We start from the raw sequence: 13,680 nt of genomic DNA on the forward strand, positions 1-13,680 counted from the left end.
GTTTCCTCAATCCAGTTGCAGTGCGTCGGCAATGCTCTGCCAGGGCACGTATTTGTAGTTCTGATTGCCTTCGGGCAGGCGCTTGCGGCCGTCCTGCACCATCAGCATGCCCTGGGCCCACGGCCCGCCGAGATTGGCGGAGGTGACCTCCAGTCCGTCGGTCTCCGACACGCCATCAATACCCAGCGCACTGTTCAGGCCGATGCGGAAGTTGCCGCGCAGTTGATAGGGCGGTTCGGCATCGACCAGCACATAGCTGTCGTTACCCTGACTGGAGATCACCAGATAGGGCTGCTCCGGATGCTGATAGAGGGCCAGCCCCTCGATATCGGCCTCGATCGCCCCGCCGACGCTGATCACCCGGGTCATCTCGGTGGAGGCATCCTCAGCGGCAGCCAGTGCCCAGACCGCTTCGCCTTCCTCGCCGATGAACAGGCGCTGGCGCAGGTCATCCACCACGCAGCCTTCGGGCTGGGTGGCGACGGCAAACTCGCGTACCAGCTGGCCGCGCAGTTCGCCCTGACTGCCGTCCAGGCGGTATTGCACAAAACGCCCGTCCTTGTCGTTGGCGATGGCATAGATGACGCCGTTGCTGCTCTGGGCCATGCACAGACCGTAGATCTCATCCAGTTCGGTGGCGATCTGGCCCAGTTCGCTGAGCTGGCCGCTGGCCGGGTCGATGGCAAATACCTGCAGACTGTTGTGGTCGCGGTTGCTGGCCACCGCCAGATCCACCCGCGCCGCGCCGAGCTGGAAGCCGTGGCGCACATCGACATTGTTCAGCCGACCGCTGGCCAGATACTGCAGCTGGCGACCCTGCAGGTCGTAGACCGCCAGGCCGTTGCGCTTGTCGGTGCCCAGCACCCGGGACTGGGCAGGGTCGCTCGGGTGCAGCCAGATTGCCGGGTCATCGGCGGCATCGCCGGGGCTGGGAATCGGATCGGTCTGCACGCTGGGCAGCACGACCGGCATCTCGGCTGCGGCGGGCCGGGCGCTGGCCGACCAGTTGATGCGGGTCTGATACAGGCTGCCGTCATCGCCATCGACCAGCAGCAGGTCGACCTGCTGGGCTTGTTGGCTCTGCTGGTCATGGCTGCGGGCGGTCAGGCGTTCCGGCTCGGTGGTGCCGGACAGCGGCTGCGGCGGCAGGCTGTGCCAGCCGTCCTCGGTCAACTGATAGGCATGCAACTGGCGGGCGTCGGCGTCCAGTGCCAGCAGGCCACCGGGAACCACCGCCAGCCCGGCGACCATCTCCTGCAACTGGCCAAAGGGCGTGACCATGTCCACCGGCTGGCGGCTCTGTTCCGCCTCCGGGTGGGCACCGTAGGCCCAGATGCCGACACTTTCCTCGCTGACATACAGCAGGTGCTGCTGGTCATCCACCGCGCAGTGTTCGCTTTCCGGCGGCAGGCGCAGGGTGCGCACATGGGCGGCGTTGTTCAGCAGGCCATCCGGGCTGGCCACCAGCCACTGGTCGCCCATGCCTTCCTCACCGATGATGAACAGGTGCAGGTTGGCCGACTCGTCCTGATACAGACACAGGTTCTCGATGCGGTAGTCGCTGGCGGGCAGTACCAGTTGCTGGTGCACCCGCAGGTTGGCCGCATCGGCCACTAACAGGGTCGGTTGCTGGCTGGCGGTGTGGGTGCTGGCGATCAGCAGTCGCTCGCCGTGGCGGCGGGCATCCAGGGTGTAGAAGTTGCCGGGGTGGCGGGCCTGCTGCTGGCCGTCGGCATCCAGCAGCCAGATGCCTTCGGCGTCGGCGGCCAGGCGCTGGTCGTGGTCCAGCAGCAGCCAGGATTCGGCGCGGCTGGCGCTGGCCGGAGTCCAGGCTTGTAGCTGTGGTGGCTGCGGGGTGCTGGCGGCTGCACTGCTGGCTTGAGGGGTGGGGCGGCTGTCAGCGCCCGGCCCGGGGTCGGCGGAGCAGGCGGCCAGCAGGCCAGTCAGGGCCAGGGCGGCCAGTGGGGTGAGGCGAAATCCGTGGGGCATGGTGCGTCCGTCTGGTCAGGTGTACAAAGTGCCCGGGCCACGCTGGGGCGGCCCGGGCAGCAGGTCAGAAGTGGGTCAGGGTCAGGCCGAGCTTGTAGCTGGGGCCGTATTCCTCGTACTGGCTGTTGTAGCGGCGCTTGCCGGTGTAGACGTAATAGGATTCGTCGGTCAGGTTCTGCGCCTCGAAGAACAGCTGCAGGTTGTCGCGCAGGAAGTAGCTGGCGCTGAAGTCGACAAACAGCTGGTCGTCCACCTTGTAGTCGTAGCGTGAGTCGAGCACGTCGCCGACCTCATCCAAGTAGTTGGATTTGTAGTTGGTCGACAGGCGCAGGCTGAGCTTGTCGTTCTCCCAGCCGACGGTCAGGTTGCCGGTAACATCCGACTGGCCGGGCAGGCGGATACTGCGGCTACGCATGGCACCCAGATCCGGGTCGAACTGCTCGATATCCGCATCGGAGCTGGTGAAGGTGGTGTTGGCATTGAGCAGCAGGCCGTTCCATGGGGCGGGCAGCCAGCTGAACTTCTGCGAGTAAGCCAGCTCCAGACCGTAGACCTTGGCGCTGTCGCCGTTGAGCGAGGTGATCGCCTCGCTGAAGCCCACATAGTCACCGGTACCGGCGATGTCGGCGGTGTAGACGAAGTGGTCGATGTCCTTGTAGAACAGGAAGGCGGACACCGCACCGGCACGGCCCATGTAGTGCTCGATACCCAGGTCGAAGTTGCTCGACTCCATGGGTTTGAGGTTGGGGTTGCCGAACTCCGCCTCGTCGTCATCCAGCACGAAACCGGGGAACAGCTGGCCGAAGGTTGGACGCACCACGCTGTTGGTCCAGGCGGCGCGGATCTGGGTGCTGTCGTTGAGCTGGTAGATGGCGTGGAGACCGGGCAGCCAGTGGTCGTATTTCTCGCTGGTGTTGTTGGCCACGAAATCGCCCTGATCCAGACCGGTGCCCCGGGCCTTGAGGCGGGTGCTCTCGTAGCGCAGACCGGCGATGATGCGCAGGTCGTCGATATCCAGGGTGTTCATCACATAGGCGGCGTTGATGTCCTCCTCGATGGTGAAGTCGTTGATGCGCGACTCCTCCTCATCGTAGAAGTCCGCCCGATCCAGACCGCTGATCAGGTTCTTCACCGCGCTGTCGGAAATGCGCGGGCCGAAGCGGCCCAGACCATAGTCGGTGCTGCCCCGGCTGAACTGCGACAGGTTCAGCTGCTGGTCGGTAAAGCCCAGCTCATCGAAGTCCTCGTAGACCCAGACGTCCAGATCGTTGTCCTTTTCCCGGCGGCTGAGCTTGCCGCCGAAGGCCAGCTGCGAGGGCAGGCCGCTGAACTGGAAGTCGCGGGTCAGGTCGAGCTTGATGTTCTTCTCGGTATCGGTGGTGTCCTGCTTTTCCCACTCGACCTCGGTCAGGCTGAAGTTGTTGGCGTCGTACAGCGCCTGGTCGGCGCGGATGCGCGGCTTGCGGGCGCTGCCGTAACCGACGCCGGTGAAGTCATCGTCGGCCTCGAAGGCAGCATTGCCGATACCGCCGGGGCTGTCCTCACCGGCCTTGCTGTAACCGGCCTGGGCGCTGATGCCCCAGTCGCCGAGCTGGCGCTTGCCACCGAACACGAAGCTCATGACCTTCTGGGTTTCTTCCCGGGCCTTGAGTTCACGCACTGCCTCGGCATCGCCCAGCTCACCGGGCAGTTGCGGGTCGGCGAACTCGGTCACCAGGGCCTGACGGATCTCATCATCCTTGTAGCGGCTGTACAGACTGCGGAACCAGACCTCGCTGTGTTCGTCCGGACGGTAGTCCAGGTTCAGACCCAGGCCGGTGCGCTCCCGGGTGATGTCGTAGCGGCGCTGCTCCACTTCCTCCAGCCGGTTGTCGTCATCGAAATCCCAGGCACCGCCGGTCTCGACGTTGTCCGAGCCGAACTTGCGTTCCTGCCAGCTGAAGGCGGTGGCGATGCCGAAGTTGTCCACGCCGTCGCCGATGCTGAAGCGGTTGCTGAAAGCACCGGACAGCTTGGGGCTTTCCTTGCCGGTATTCTCGTCGTGGCTGCCTTCGGCGCTGAGGCTGTAGAACAGGCCGTCATGGTCGAAGGCCGACAGGCTTTCCACCTCGATGGTGCCGCCCAGGGAGTTGGCGTCCATGTCCGGGGTCAGGGTCTTGACCACTGACAGCGACTGCACCAGTTCGCTGGGCAGTACGTCCATGGCCACCGCCCGGCGGTCGTCCTCGGGGGCCGGCACCAGGGTACCGTTGATGGTCACGCTGTTCAGATCCGAGCCCAGTCCGCGGACCCGCACAAAGCGGCCTTCGCCCTGGTCGCGCTCGACCGACAGGCCGGGAATGCGCTGCAGGGCCTCGGCGGCGTTGTCGTCCGGCAACTGACCGATGGCATCGGCGTGCACCACGCTCTTGATGGTGTTGGCGCGGCGCTGATCATCCAGCGCCTGCTCGAGTTGTGCGGCCTGGCCGATCACGTCGACCACTTCGGGCTGTGCTTGCTGCGCCTGCAGTGAGGCGCTTGCGGTAATGGCCAGCGCCAGTGCGCTGAGGCGGAGCCCGGGGCTCCGGATCGGGGCGTGTTGCACGGACATGGTGGTTCTCCCTGGATAAATGCGGCCTCTGCGGGGCCGTCCTGGGAGTGCAGGTTAGGCAGGACAGATGTCAGTTCTGTGACCATGTTGGGGCTAACGGGCGTTAAAAGCCCCTATCTGGATGGGAAAAGTCCGATTTTGAGCTGATTTGACCCTGTGTGATGGATCTTTCAGATGCTGCCCCTATGGATTGCCGCGCCCTGCGGGCTCGCAATGACGGCAGGGGCGGCAGCACGGAGCGGACACCTTGTACTTCCACGTCATTGCGAGGAGCGCAGCGACATGGCAATCCATGGCCCCATCCGCCGGTAACTGCCCTGAGCCGATATGACCCCCCACCCCTGCAACCGGATTGTCATCAACTGCTGGTTAGCTGGCGGGCAGATAAAGGAGGAAAGCCGAATGACATCCATGCTGAGCATGCATCGTTTCAAGCTGGTCGGCCTGCTGGTGGCGGCCAATACCGGCTTGCTGCTGCATCTCATGGCGGGCGAAATCAAGCCGGTGGCGCTGTGGGACTGGCTGGATATCGCCGGTGAGGGCGGCTCGGCGGTATTGCTGCTGGTGTGGATCGGCCTGCTGCTCAAGAGTCGCCCGGCGGGTTTTGTCACCAACCTGCTGTTCTTCGGGCTGGGCTGCCTGTTCTTCAGTCTGTTCATGGATACCGTGGACGAGTTCATCGCTCTGCCCGATGCGGTGAGCTGGGACGGCTGGCTGGAGTCCGGGCCCATGCCGGTGGGCTTCGTGCTGATGACCCTGGGCATCTTCCACTGGCACCGGGAGCAACTGGCGATCAACGAGCAGATGCGCAACCGCGAGCGGCTGTTCCGCGAGCATCGTCAGTTCGACAAGGTCACTCCGCTGGGCGACGCCAACTACCTGCGAGCGCAGTTGCAACTGGCGCTCAACGAGGCAGCGGAAAACCGTCAGCCGGTATCGTTGATCATGCTGGATATGGATTCATTCAGCCGCATCAACCGTGAATACGGGCATGCCGAAGGGGATCGACTGCTGCAGGTGCTGACCCAGCTGCTGCTGCTCAACCTGCGTCAGCATGACCTGCTGTGCCGCCTGGCGGGTGACAGGTTCGTGGTGATACTGCCGCATACCGGCGAGCGTCAGGCACAGGTGCTGGCGGGAGAGCTGCGCGATGCGGTGCGGTGCCTGGCCTACAAGAGCAGCCGCCACGGCGAGCGTATCGAGCTGTCTGCCAGCGTGATGGCACTGATGGCCCGGGACGAGGATACGGAAACCCTGCTGGAGCGGCTGCATATCGGTCTGGCCCGTGCCCGGCAGAGTCTGATGGTGCAGCATGCCTAGGCAGCTGTCGGACAGTTGGTTGGAGTGCGATTCGCGCTTCATTCCGGCGCATTACCAGCCCGCGAGCCTGATCGATCTGGCGCTGGCCCGTGGGGTGAATATCCACCGGCTGCTGCAGGGCACCGGACTGTTCCATGAGGACATTCTCACCGGCGATCAGCGGATTGCACCACAGCAGTTCCTGCGGCTGATCGGCAATGTGCAGCAGCAGATGCAGGCCGACGACACCAGCTTCCTGCTGGGCCAGCAATGGCTGCCTGGCCATTACGGTGAGGCCAGCCATGCCCTGAGTCATGCCGCCAATCTGCAGGAGGCGCTGGAGCGGCTGGTGCGCCTGCAGACCCTGCTGTGGCCGCTGCTGCGGTTGCGCCTGCGGCTGGATGAGCAGCATGTCTGGCTGGACTGGGGCGACAGCTTCGGCGCAGGCAGCCAGCGGGTATTCCTGATCGAGGCGGGCATGGCGGCGGTCACCGGCATGAGCCAGTGGTTATCCGGCCAGCGTCTGCCCTGGGTGTTCCACCTGAGTCATGCCCGGCCGCGCTACAGCGAACAGTACTGGGTGCATCTGGGTGAGCAACTGCGCTTTGCCAGCCCGCTGAACCAGATGTGCCTGCCCCGGGATTATCTGCATCGCCCCTGGCCGGGCGCTTCGGCCACCGCCGGTCAGGTTGCCGAACAGCAGGGCGTGGCCATGCTGGCGCAGCTGCCCGCCCCGCAGAGTCTGCTGGATAGCCTGCATGATTACCTGCGCGAGCGTTTACGCCAGCCGTTGCGACTGGAGGCGGTGGCTGAGGACTTCCATATGAGCCCGGCGACCCTCAAGCGCAAGCTGTACAAGCACGGCACCGGCTTTCAGGAGCAACTGGACCAGGCCCGCTCGAGCATGGCCATGGAGCTGTACCAGAGCCGTGGCTACTCCAGCGACCAGGTGGCCGACTACCTCAACTTCACCGACCGGGCCAATTTCCGCCGCTCCCTGCGGCGCTGGACCGGCCTGCTGCCCAGCGAGCTGCGGGACTGGCTGACGGGTGAAGCCTGAGGTCATCAGCTCGGATATATTTGACAATGATATATAATGTATATACATTGTAGATATTTTCCTTGCTGAGATAGCATTTTTTGTGTGAGCGCGCCCATGTCAGACAAACCCAGAAAAGTGAAATCCAACAAGAAAGACAGTCAGTTGCTGATTCGTATCAGCAGTGCAGAGCGTGAGCAGTTCGTGGAGTTGTGCGAACAGCTGGATACGACCGCTGCTCGCGAAATCAGGCAGTTCATTCGCAAGTTCATCAAAAAGCATGAAGCGACTGAACAGCCGGGAATTCTCAAGGAGACAGAATAATGTCCAAGAAAGCTAAAGTAGCCGACAAGAAAGTTGACAAGAAGGTCAAATCCATCAAGCAGGAGATCAAGGTCCGCGAAGCCAAGGTCGAGAAGCAAGAGAAGAAAATCAAGGCCCTGAAAAAGGCTGCGAAAAAAGCCGCTTAAGGCATGCACGGGGCCGCTGATTCAGCGGCCCCGCCGTTTCTGTACCATGCCAGCGGGCCACTCCGTCGGCGAGCGCGGCTCGCCAACCCCAGCTATTCCGCTACCTTGTCTTGCCAGTACTTCAGCCGTAGCCACTGCGGCCACTCTCCGCCTTTCTCCATCTGCCGCAGATAATGCGCACCGCCCAGTTGTCGGCTCTGCTTACGGATCCACTGGCTGCGCTGCAGCGCCTGGGGTGGTGGGCTGGCGGCGCTCCAGCGTCGTGGATTGGGTAGGACCGCAGCCAGTTGTGCGGCCTGTTGGTCGGACAGCACGCCCGGCGCTACGCCAAAATGATGCTGTGCTGCCGCCGCCGCTCCGAATACCCCCTCATCCCATTCGACAATATTCAGATAGACCTCAAGAATCCGCTGCTTGGGCCACAGGGTTTCCAGCGCCAGAGTGAACCAGGCTTCCAGTCCCTTGCGCGGCCAGCTGCGCCCGGACCAGAGAAACAGATTCTTGGCCACCTGCTGGCTCAGGGTGCTGGCACCGCGCAGGCTGCCGCCGCGCTCATTGTGACGTATCGCGGCGCGGATGGCCTTGAGGTCGAAGCCGTGGTGCTCGGCAAAGCGCTGATCCTCGGCGGCGATGACTGCCATCTTCAGGCTGTCCGGCAGCTGTTCGTAGGGCGTCCAGCGGTGCTGCAGTTCGAAGGGCTGGTCACCGCTCTGCAGCCAGCGCTCGACCATCAGCATGGAACCGGGCACCGGTACCCAGCGCAGCAGGATCACCGGCAGCAGGCTGATCAGCAGCAGTATCAGTAGCCATTTGAGGGTCTTGCGCAGAATGCTCTTCACGGTGGGCCTGTCTACCGGTTGCGTGGGCTGGTGTAGAATCCGCCGTAGTATAAACATCCGGGGAGAGGTTTTGATGGCCAGGGTCTTTCTGTTGCTGGCAGCACTGAGTGGTTTCACCGGCGTGGCGCTGGGTGCCTTCGCCGCCCATGGTCTGCGTAGCCGCTTGCCAGAGGGCATGCTGTCGGTGTTCCAGACCGGCGTGCAGTACCAGCTGTGGCACACCGCTGCGCTGATCGGCGTCGGTCTGTTGTTGCTGCGCCAGCCCGACAGTCCGTTGTTCAAGGCGTCCGGTGGTCTGTTCGTGCTGGGCATACTGCTGTTCTCCGGCAGCCTTTATCTGATGGCCCTGGCCGGCTGGCGCGTGGGCATGGTCACGCCCATGGGTGGGCTGTGTTTTTTGCTGGGCTGGGTGTGTTTTGGCGTGGCTGCGCTGACTGTAAAATAGTCAGCCCTACCCATTTCACGCTATCATTACCGACCGATTCACCCCTCATCGAGTTGTTTCATGCAGATCAAGTTGAATGGCGAAGCCCATCCCCTCGATTCCTCCATCAGCCTGGCCGAACTGGTCGAGCAGCTGGGATTGACCGGCAAGCGACTGGCCATCGAGCTGAATCTGGAGATAGTGCCGCGTAGCCAGTATGCCGACACACGTCTGAACGACGGTGACCGAGTCGAGATCGTCCACGCCATTGGTGGCGGCTAGCGCGACAGACGCAGCCCCGCTCTGGCCCTGCGGAGAAGACCATGACACAGATACAACAAGACGCCCTGGAAATTGCTGGCGTGCGTTACCGTTCCCGCCTGTTGGTGGGCACCGGCAAATACAAGGACATGGAAGAAACCCGGCAGGCGATCGAAGCCTCCGGCGCCGAGATCGTGACCGTTGCCATCCGCCGCACCAATATCGGCCAGAATCCCGGCGAGCCCAATCTGCTCGATGTGGTGCCCCCGGATCGCTACACCATCCTGCCCAACACCGCCGGCTGCTTCACCGCCGAGGATGCGGTGCGCACCTGCCGCTTGGCCCGCGAGTTGCTGGATGGCCGCAATCTGGTCAAGCTGGAAGTGCTGGCGGATCAGAAGACGCTGTACCCCAACGTGGTCGAGACCATCAAGGCCGCCGAGGTGCTGGTCAGGGAAGGCTTCGATGTCATGGTGTATACCAGCGATGACCCGATCATCGCCCGCCAGCTGGCCGAAATCGGCTGCGTGGCGGTGATGCCGCTGGCCGGCCTGATCGGTTCCGGGCTGGGCATCTGCAACCCGTACAACTTGCGCATTATCCTGGAGGAGGCCACTGTGCCGATTCTGGTCGATGCCGGTGTGGGTACTGCCTCCGACGCCGCCATTGCCATGGAGCTGGGTTGTGCCGGGGTGTTGATGAATACCGCGATTGCCGGTGCGCAGAAGCCGGTGCTGATGGCCGAGGCCATGAAGCATGCGGTGCTGGCCGGCCGCGGCGCTTATCTGGCGGGCCGCATGCCGCGTCGCCTGTATGCCGCCGCCTCTTCTCCCTGGGAAGGTACCTTTGTCGGAAATGAGTGACGTGAACGAGAACCAGCAGCTGCCAGAGCAGAACGAAGACGGCCAGCCGCGCCGCACCATCCGCAGCTTCGTGATGCGCGCCGGGCGCATGACCGAAGGGCAGCAGCGGGGCGTGGAGAAGGGCTGGCCGCTGTATGGCCTGAACCTGGCCGATGGCCCGCTGGATCTGGATGCGGTATTCGGCCGTCAGGCGCCGCGTACGCTGGAGATCGGCTTCGGCATGGGGCACTCTCTGCTGGAGATGGCCCAAGCCGCACCGGAGCAGGATTTCATTGGCATTGAAGTGCACCGCCCCGGCGTCGGCGCGCTGCTCAACGGCCTGCTCAATGCCGGCCTGAGCAACGTGCGGGTATATGATTGTGACGCCATCGAAGTGCTCAATCAGGCTATCCCCGACGCCAGCCTCGACCGCCTGTTGCTGTTCTTCCCCGACCCCTGGCACAAGAAGAAGCACAACAAGCGGCGCATCGTGCAACCGGCGTTTGCCGAGCTGGTGCGGCGCAAGCTGAAGGTGGGCGGTGTGCTGCACATGGCGACCGACTGGGAGCATTACGCCGAGCAGATGCTGGAGGTGATGAGCGCCGCGCCCGGTTACCGCAACCAGGCCGCTGACGGCACCTTCATTCCCCGTCCGGACGAGCGTCCGGTGACCAAGTTCGAGAAACGCGGCGAGCGCCTCGGGCATGGTGTCTGGGATCTGAAGTTCGAACGCATCGACTGACCGCCGGAAGGCAGGTGGCTGCCCCGTCGAGTTCCATCTCGACCAGCGCGGATGCGCCGAACCCATGGCTGGGATGAAACCCGGCGGTGCGGCCATCCGCTCTTCCGCCCCTGGCACATGCCTGCCACCTATGACGCTCCATAGCCCTTGCTGACTGTCATGGTCAGCCCGCTTCGTGCTTTCTACACTGGCTCCATCCAGAACAACAATCTGCGGAGTCACCATGCAATTCGAAACCCTCGACTACCAGGTGCAGGACGGCATCCTTACCCTGACCCTCAACCGCCCCGAGCGCATGAACGCCTTCAACGGGCCGATGCGCCGCGAGCTGATCACCGCCTTCGATGCGGCCGATGCCGATGACGCCGTGCGGGTGATCGTAATGACCGGCGCCGGTCGTGCCTTCTGCGCCGGTGCCGATCTGGAGAAGGGCGGTGACACCTTCAACCGCCATACCCGCACCGACCAGCCCGAAGGTGCTGATCTGCGCGACGGCGGCGGCACCGTGTCGCTGCGCATCTACGAATGTACCAAGCCGGTGATCGGCGCCTTCAATGGCGCTGCGGTAGGCGTCGGCGTGACCATGACCCTGCCGATGGACATCCGCCTGGCGTCGACCAACGCGAAATTCGGCTTCGTCTTTGCCCGCCGTGGCATCACCATGGAAGCCTGCTCCAGCTGGTTCCTTCCGCGGCTGGTCGGCCCGATGCAGGCGGCTGAATGGATCCACACCGGACGGGTGTTCGGCGCCGAGGAGGCGCTCAGGGGCGGGCTGATCCGCAGCATTCACGAGCCGGACGAGCTGCTTCCGGCGGCCTATGAGCTGGCCCGTGAGATCGCGGATAATACCTCACCCATGTCGGCGCTGCTCAATCGTCAGCTGATGTGGCGCATGCTCGGCGCCGATCATCCGATGGAGGCACACAAAGTGGATTCCCGGGCGATTGCCTTCATGGGTGAATCCGACGACGCAAAGGAAGGCGTACGCTCCTTCCTGGAAAAGCGCGCCCCGGAGTTCAGACTTAGCCCCAGCCAGGACCGCCCGGACTTCTACCCCTGGTGGGACGAGCGCCCCTTCGAGTGATCAGCGCACCAGCAGCCGCTCCAGCGCCGCCCGGGGGCCATCCGGGATCGGGCAGGAGCGGTTGCCGGCGCGCTCGACGAACACATGCACGAAGTGTCCGGCGGCGCAGGCCTCTTCCATTCCTTCCCTGAACACCGCCAGCTGGTAATGCACCGAGCTGTTACCCAGCTTCGCCACCCGTACGCCGATCTCGATCCGCTCGGGGAAGGCAATCGGCGCGAAATAGTCGCAGCCGGAACTGACCACAAAGGCCACCTGCTGCCCGCGGTGGATATCCAGCCCGCCTTCGTTGATCAGCCAGCTGTTCACCGCGCTGTCGAAGTAGGCGTAATAGGTGACGTTGTTGATGTGACCGTAGATGTCATTGTCGTGCCAGCGTGTGGTGATGGGGTGCAGATAGGGATAGTCGCTGCGTTGTGGTCTGGTGGTCATGGAACGTCTCGGTTTGCTCAGGTTATGTTACGGGCCCGCCGCGGGCGATCGCCGCTGCCGGGTCCCTACTGTAGGAGCCGCAACCCCGCGGCGATCGCCTGCGAAGCAGGCGCGTCTGAATCAGCTCAGTACGCCTGCCGATAGATCGCCAGCGCATCGGCTTCGGTCACCTCCCGTGGGTTGTTCACCAACAGGCGCTGTTGCAGCATGGCGTCCTTGGCCAGCATTTCCAGACTGCTTTCGGGCACGCCGGCATCGCGCAGGCGGCTGGGCAGATTGCAACGGGGACTCAGCTGGGACAGAGCAGTGATCAACTGATCGGTCAGGCTGGCCGCATCCCCCGGCTGGCAGTCGGGCACCAGCAAAGGCGCCAGTTCCGCATACAGCTTCTCCGCCGCCGGGGCATTGAAGGCAATCACGCTGGGCAGCACCAGGGCATTGGACAGGCCATGGGGGATATGGAAGTGCCCGCCCAGCGGGTAGGCCAGCGCATGCACCGCCGCCACCGGCGCATTGGCAAAGGCCTGCCCGGCCAGCAGCGATCCCAGCAGCATGGCCTGGCGGGCCTCGCGGTTGCCGCCGTTGTGTACCGCTTCGTCGAGGTTGCCGGCCAGCAGCCGCAGGGCCTCCCGGGCGAGCATGTCCGACAGCGGGTTCTTCTTCGACTTGCTGGTATAGGCCTCGATCGCGTGCACCATGGCATCGATGCCGGTGGCCGCAGTGACAGCCGGCGGCAGCCCCAGGGTCAGCTCGGCATCCAGCACCGCCAGATCCGGCAGCAGCAAGGGTGAAACCACGCCGGTCTTGGTGGTCTCGCCGGTGGTGATAATGGCAATCTGGGTGACTTCCGAACCGGTACCGGCAGTGGTCGGAACCTGAATCAGCGGCAGCCGCTGCCCTCTGGCCTGATCGACGCCGTAGACCTCGGCCAGGCTCTGGGTGGCATTGGGATGCGCCAACAGGGCCACCAGCTTGGCGACATCCATCGAGCTGCCGCCACCAAAACCGATGATCAGCTGGGCATTCATTTCCCGGGCATGACGCACGGCGGCCATGACCACTGCTTCCGGCGGGTCAGCCTCAACCTGATCAAACACCTCCACGCTCATGCCGGTCCGACTGAAACCCGGCAGGACATCGCCCAGCAGATTCAGCTTCGTTATCCCGGGGTCGGTGACGATCATGACCCGCTGTGCGTCCCGCTCGCGGCACAACTGTGCCAGGCGGCTGGCCGCGCCGGTTTCACAGAGTATTTGGGAAGTGGTGGCGAAGCTGAAGGATGACATGAGCACCTCTCTGGCTTGGGGTGGGGGAGGTTTCACTGTACGGCGCAAGGGGGCGGGGCGGCAAGCGTGGGGGTGGGATTGGAGGGGGTGAATGTTGAGTTATAGGCAGGGCGGCTCCGCTCCCTCTTCCTCAAAACAAAACCCCCGACTCTTCCGAGCCGGGGGCCTTGTGATACCGCTTGCAGCGAACCGCAGCCTTACAGCTTGCTGGTCAGCTCCGGTACGATCTCGAACAGGTCGCCCACCAGGCCGTAATCGGCTACCTGGAAGATCGGCGCCTCCTCGTCCTTGTTGATCGCAACAATGACCTTGGAGTCCTTCATGCCCGCCAGGTGCTGGATGGCACCGGAGATGCCGACGGCGATGTACAGCTGCGGCGCAAC

General features: G+C 63.7%; 15 protein-coding genes. 9 read left to right on the forward strand and 6 right to left on the reverse strand.

The features are described from left to right. Positions 1-6 precede the first annotated feature (6 nt). Complete coding sequence (locus IEW63_RS10915) at positions 7-1,989, reverse strand: phytase (RefSeq protein WP_188636640.1); 1,983 nt, start codon at positions 1,987-1,989, stop codon at positions 7-9. A 64-nt stretch (positions 1,990-2,053) separates the two neighbouring features. Further along, positions 2,054-4,579, reverse strand: a complete 2,526-nt coding sequence (locus IEW63_RS10920) for a TonB-dependent receptor (RefSeq protein WP_188636641.1) — start codon at positions 4,577-4,579, stop codon at positions 2,054-2,056. Between the two features lie 402 nt (positions 4,580-4,981). Here IEW63_RS10920 and IEW63_RS10925 point away from each other — a divergent pair, with 402 nt between their 5' ends. The 4 genes from IEW63_RS10925 to IEW63_RS10940 all read left to right on the forward strand — a co-directional run bounded on the left by IEW63_RS10925 (position 4,982) and on the right by IEW63_RS10940 (position 7,387). After that, complete coding sequence (locus IEW63_RS10925; RefSeq protein ID WP_188636642.1) at positions 4,982-5,899, forward strand: GGDEF domain-containing protein; 918 nt, start codon at positions 4,982-4,984, stop codon at positions 5,897-5,899. After that, positions 5,892-6,938: an AraC family transcriptional regulator gene (locus tag IEW63_RS10930; RefSeq protein WP_188636643.1), complete on the forward strand. Its 1,047-nt coding sequence runs from the start codon at positions 5,892-5,894 to the stop codon at positions 6,936-6,938. Before IEW63_RS10925 ends, IEW63_RS10930 begins: the two co-directional genes overlap by 8 nt. A gap of 96 nt (positions 6,939-7,034) precedes the next feature. Next, positions 7,035-7,241, forward strand: coding sequence for a hypothetical protein (locus tag IEW63_RS10935; protein ID WP_188636644.1), 207 nt, complete (start codon positions 7,035-7,037; stop codon positions 7,239-7,241). Continuing rightward, a complete protein-coding gene (locus IEW63_RS10940; RefSeq protein ID WP_188636645.1) occupies positions 7,241-7,387 on the forward strand; it encodes a hypothetical protein in 147 nt (48 codons plus the stop codon). The genes IEW63_RS10935 and IEW63_RS10940 overlap by 1 nt, the downstream gene beginning before the upstream one ends. A gap of 92 nt (positions 7,388-7,479) precedes the next feature. Here the strand turns inward: IEW63_RS10940 and mtgA are convergent, their stop codons facing one another. After that, the gene (gene mtgA / locus IEW63_RS10945; protein WP_188636646.1) at positions 7,480-8,283 is read right to left on the reverse strand and encodes a monofunctional biosynthetic peptidoglycan transglycosylase; all 804 of its coding nucleotides are present in this window, start codon (positions 8,281-8,283) and stop codon (positions 7,480-7,482) included. A 16-nt stretch (positions 8,284-8,299) separates the two neighbouring features. Here mtgA and IEW63_RS10950 point away from each other — a divergent pair, with 16 nt between their 5' ends. The 5 genes from IEW63_RS10950 to IEW63_RS10970 all read left to right on the forward strand — a co-directional run bounded on the left by IEW63_RS10950 (position 8,300) and on the right by IEW63_RS10970 (position 11,579). Continuing rightward, positions 8,300-8,671: a DUF423 domain-containing protein gene (locus IEW63_RS10950; protein WP_188636647.1), complete on the forward strand. Its 372-nt coding sequence runs from the start codon at positions 8,300-8,302 to the stop codon at positions 8,669-8,671. 60 nt (positions 8,672-8,731) lie between these two features. Further along, positions 8,732-8,932 carry a sulfur carrier protein ThiS gene (gene thiS, locus IEW63_RS10955; RefSeq protein ID WP_188636648.1) on the forward strand — a complete coding sequence of 67 codons (201 nt, stop codon included), beginning with the start codon at positions 8,732-8,734 and terminating at the stop codon, positions 8,930-8,932. Positions 8,933-8,973: 41 nt separating this feature from the next. Then, positions 8,974-9,774 (forward strand): thiazole synthase, encoded by an 801-nt coding sequence (locus IEW63_RS10960; protein WP_188636649.1) that lies wholly within the window; start codon positions 8,974-8,976, stop codon positions 9,772-9,774. Beyond that, positions 9,767-10,495, forward strand: coding sequence for a tRNA (guanosine(46)-N7)-methyltransferase TrmB (trmB, locus tag IEW63_RS10965; protein ID WP_188636650.1), 729 nt, complete (start codon positions 9,767-9,769; stop codon positions 10,493-10,495). Before IEW63_RS10960 ends, trmB begins: the two co-directional genes overlap by 8 nt. 223 nt (positions 10,496-10,718) lie before the next feature. Continuing rightward, entirely contained in the window at positions 10,719-11,579 is an 861-nt protein-coding gene (locus IEW63_RS10970) for a crotonase/enoyl-CoA hydratase family protein (RefSeq protein ID WP_188636651.1), read from the forward strand. Here the strand turns inward: IEW63_RS10970 and IEW63_RS10975 are convergent, their stop codons facing one another. From IEW63_RS10975 to IEW63_RS10985, 3 genes are all read right to left on the reverse strand, one after another. Continuing rightward, positions 11,580-12,011 (reverse strand): acyl-CoA thioesterase, encoded by a 432-nt coding sequence (locus IEW63_RS10975; protein ID WP_188636652.1) that lies wholly within the window; start codon positions 12,009-12,011, stop codon positions 11,580-11,582. 125 nt (positions 12,012-12,136) lie between these two features. Then, a complete protein-coding gene (locus tag IEW63_RS10980) occupies positions 12,137-13,297 on the reverse strand; it encodes an iron-containing alcohol dehydrogenase (protein ID WP_188636653.1) in 1,161 nt (386 codons plus the stop codon). 197 nt (positions 13,298-13,494) lie between these two features. Beyond that, the coding region (locus tag IEW63_RS10985) for an electron transfer flavoprotein subunit alpha/FixB family protein (RefSeq protein ID WP_195826174.1) at positions 13,495-13,680 on the reverse strand (186 nt) is incomplete at its 5' end.

This window comes from Halopseudomonas pertucinogena, from assembly GCF_014646575.1.
Taxonomy (GTDB): domain Bacteria; phylum Pseudomonadota; class Gammaproteobacteria; order Pseudomonadales; family Pseudomonadaceae; genus Halopseudomonas; species Halopseudomonas pertucinogena.

Coding starts and splice junctions, on each gene's coding strand:
- IEW63_RS10920 (WP_188636641.1), bottom strand. CDS start 4,579: ATGTCCGTGCAACACGCCCCGATCCGGAGCCCCGGGCTCCGCCTCAGC.
- mtgA (WP_188636646.1), bottom strand. CDS start 8,283: ATGTTTATACTACGGCGGATTCTACACCAGCCCACGCAACCGGTAGAC.
- IEW63_RS10960 (WP_188636649.1), top strand. CDS start 8,974: ATGACACAGATACAACAAGACGCCCTGGAAATTGCTGGCGTGCGTTAC.
- IEW63_RS10975 (WP_188636652.1), bottom strand. CDS start 12,011: ATGACCACCAGACCACAACGCAGCGACTATCCCTATCTGCACCCCATC.
- IEW63_RS10970 (WP_188636651.1), top strand. CDS start 10,719: ATGCAATTCGAAACCCTCGACTACCAGGTGCAGGACGGCATCCTTACC.
- IEW63_RS10935 (WP_188636644.1), top strand. CDS start 7,035: ATGTCAGACAAACCCAGAAAAGTGAAATCCAACAAGAAAGACAGTCAG.
- thiS (WP_188636648.1), top strand. CDS start 8,732: ATGCAGATCAAGTTGAATGGCGAAGCCCATCCCCTCGATTCCTCCATC.
- IEW63_RS10925 (WP_188636642.1), top strand. CDS start 4,982: ATGACATCCATGCTGAGCATGCATCGTTTCAAGCTGGTCGGCCTGCTG.
- IEW63_RS10950 (WP_188636647.1), top strand. CDS start 8,300: ATGGCCAGGGTCTTTCTGTTGCTGGCAGCACTGAGTGGTTTCACCGGC.
- IEW63_RS10980 (WP_188636653.1), bottom strand. CDS start 13,297: ATGTCATCCTTCAGCTTCGCCACCACTTCCCAAATACTCTGTGAAACC.
- IEW63_RS10940 (WP_188636645.1), top strand. CDS start 7,241: ATGTCCAAGAAAGCTAAAGTAGCCGACAAGAAAGTTGACAAGAAGGTC.
- IEW63_RS10915 (WP_188636640.1), bottom strand. CDS start 1,989: ATGCCCCACGGATTTCGCCTCACCCCACTGGCCGCCCTGGCCCTGACT.
- trmB (WP_188636650.1), top strand. CDS start 9,767: ATGAGTGACGTGAACGAGAACCAGCAGCTGCCAGAGCAGAACGAAGAC.
- IEW63_RS10930 (WP_188636643.1), top strand. CDS start 5,892: ATGCCTAGGCAGCTGTCGGACAGTTGGTTGGAGTGCGATTCGCGCTTC.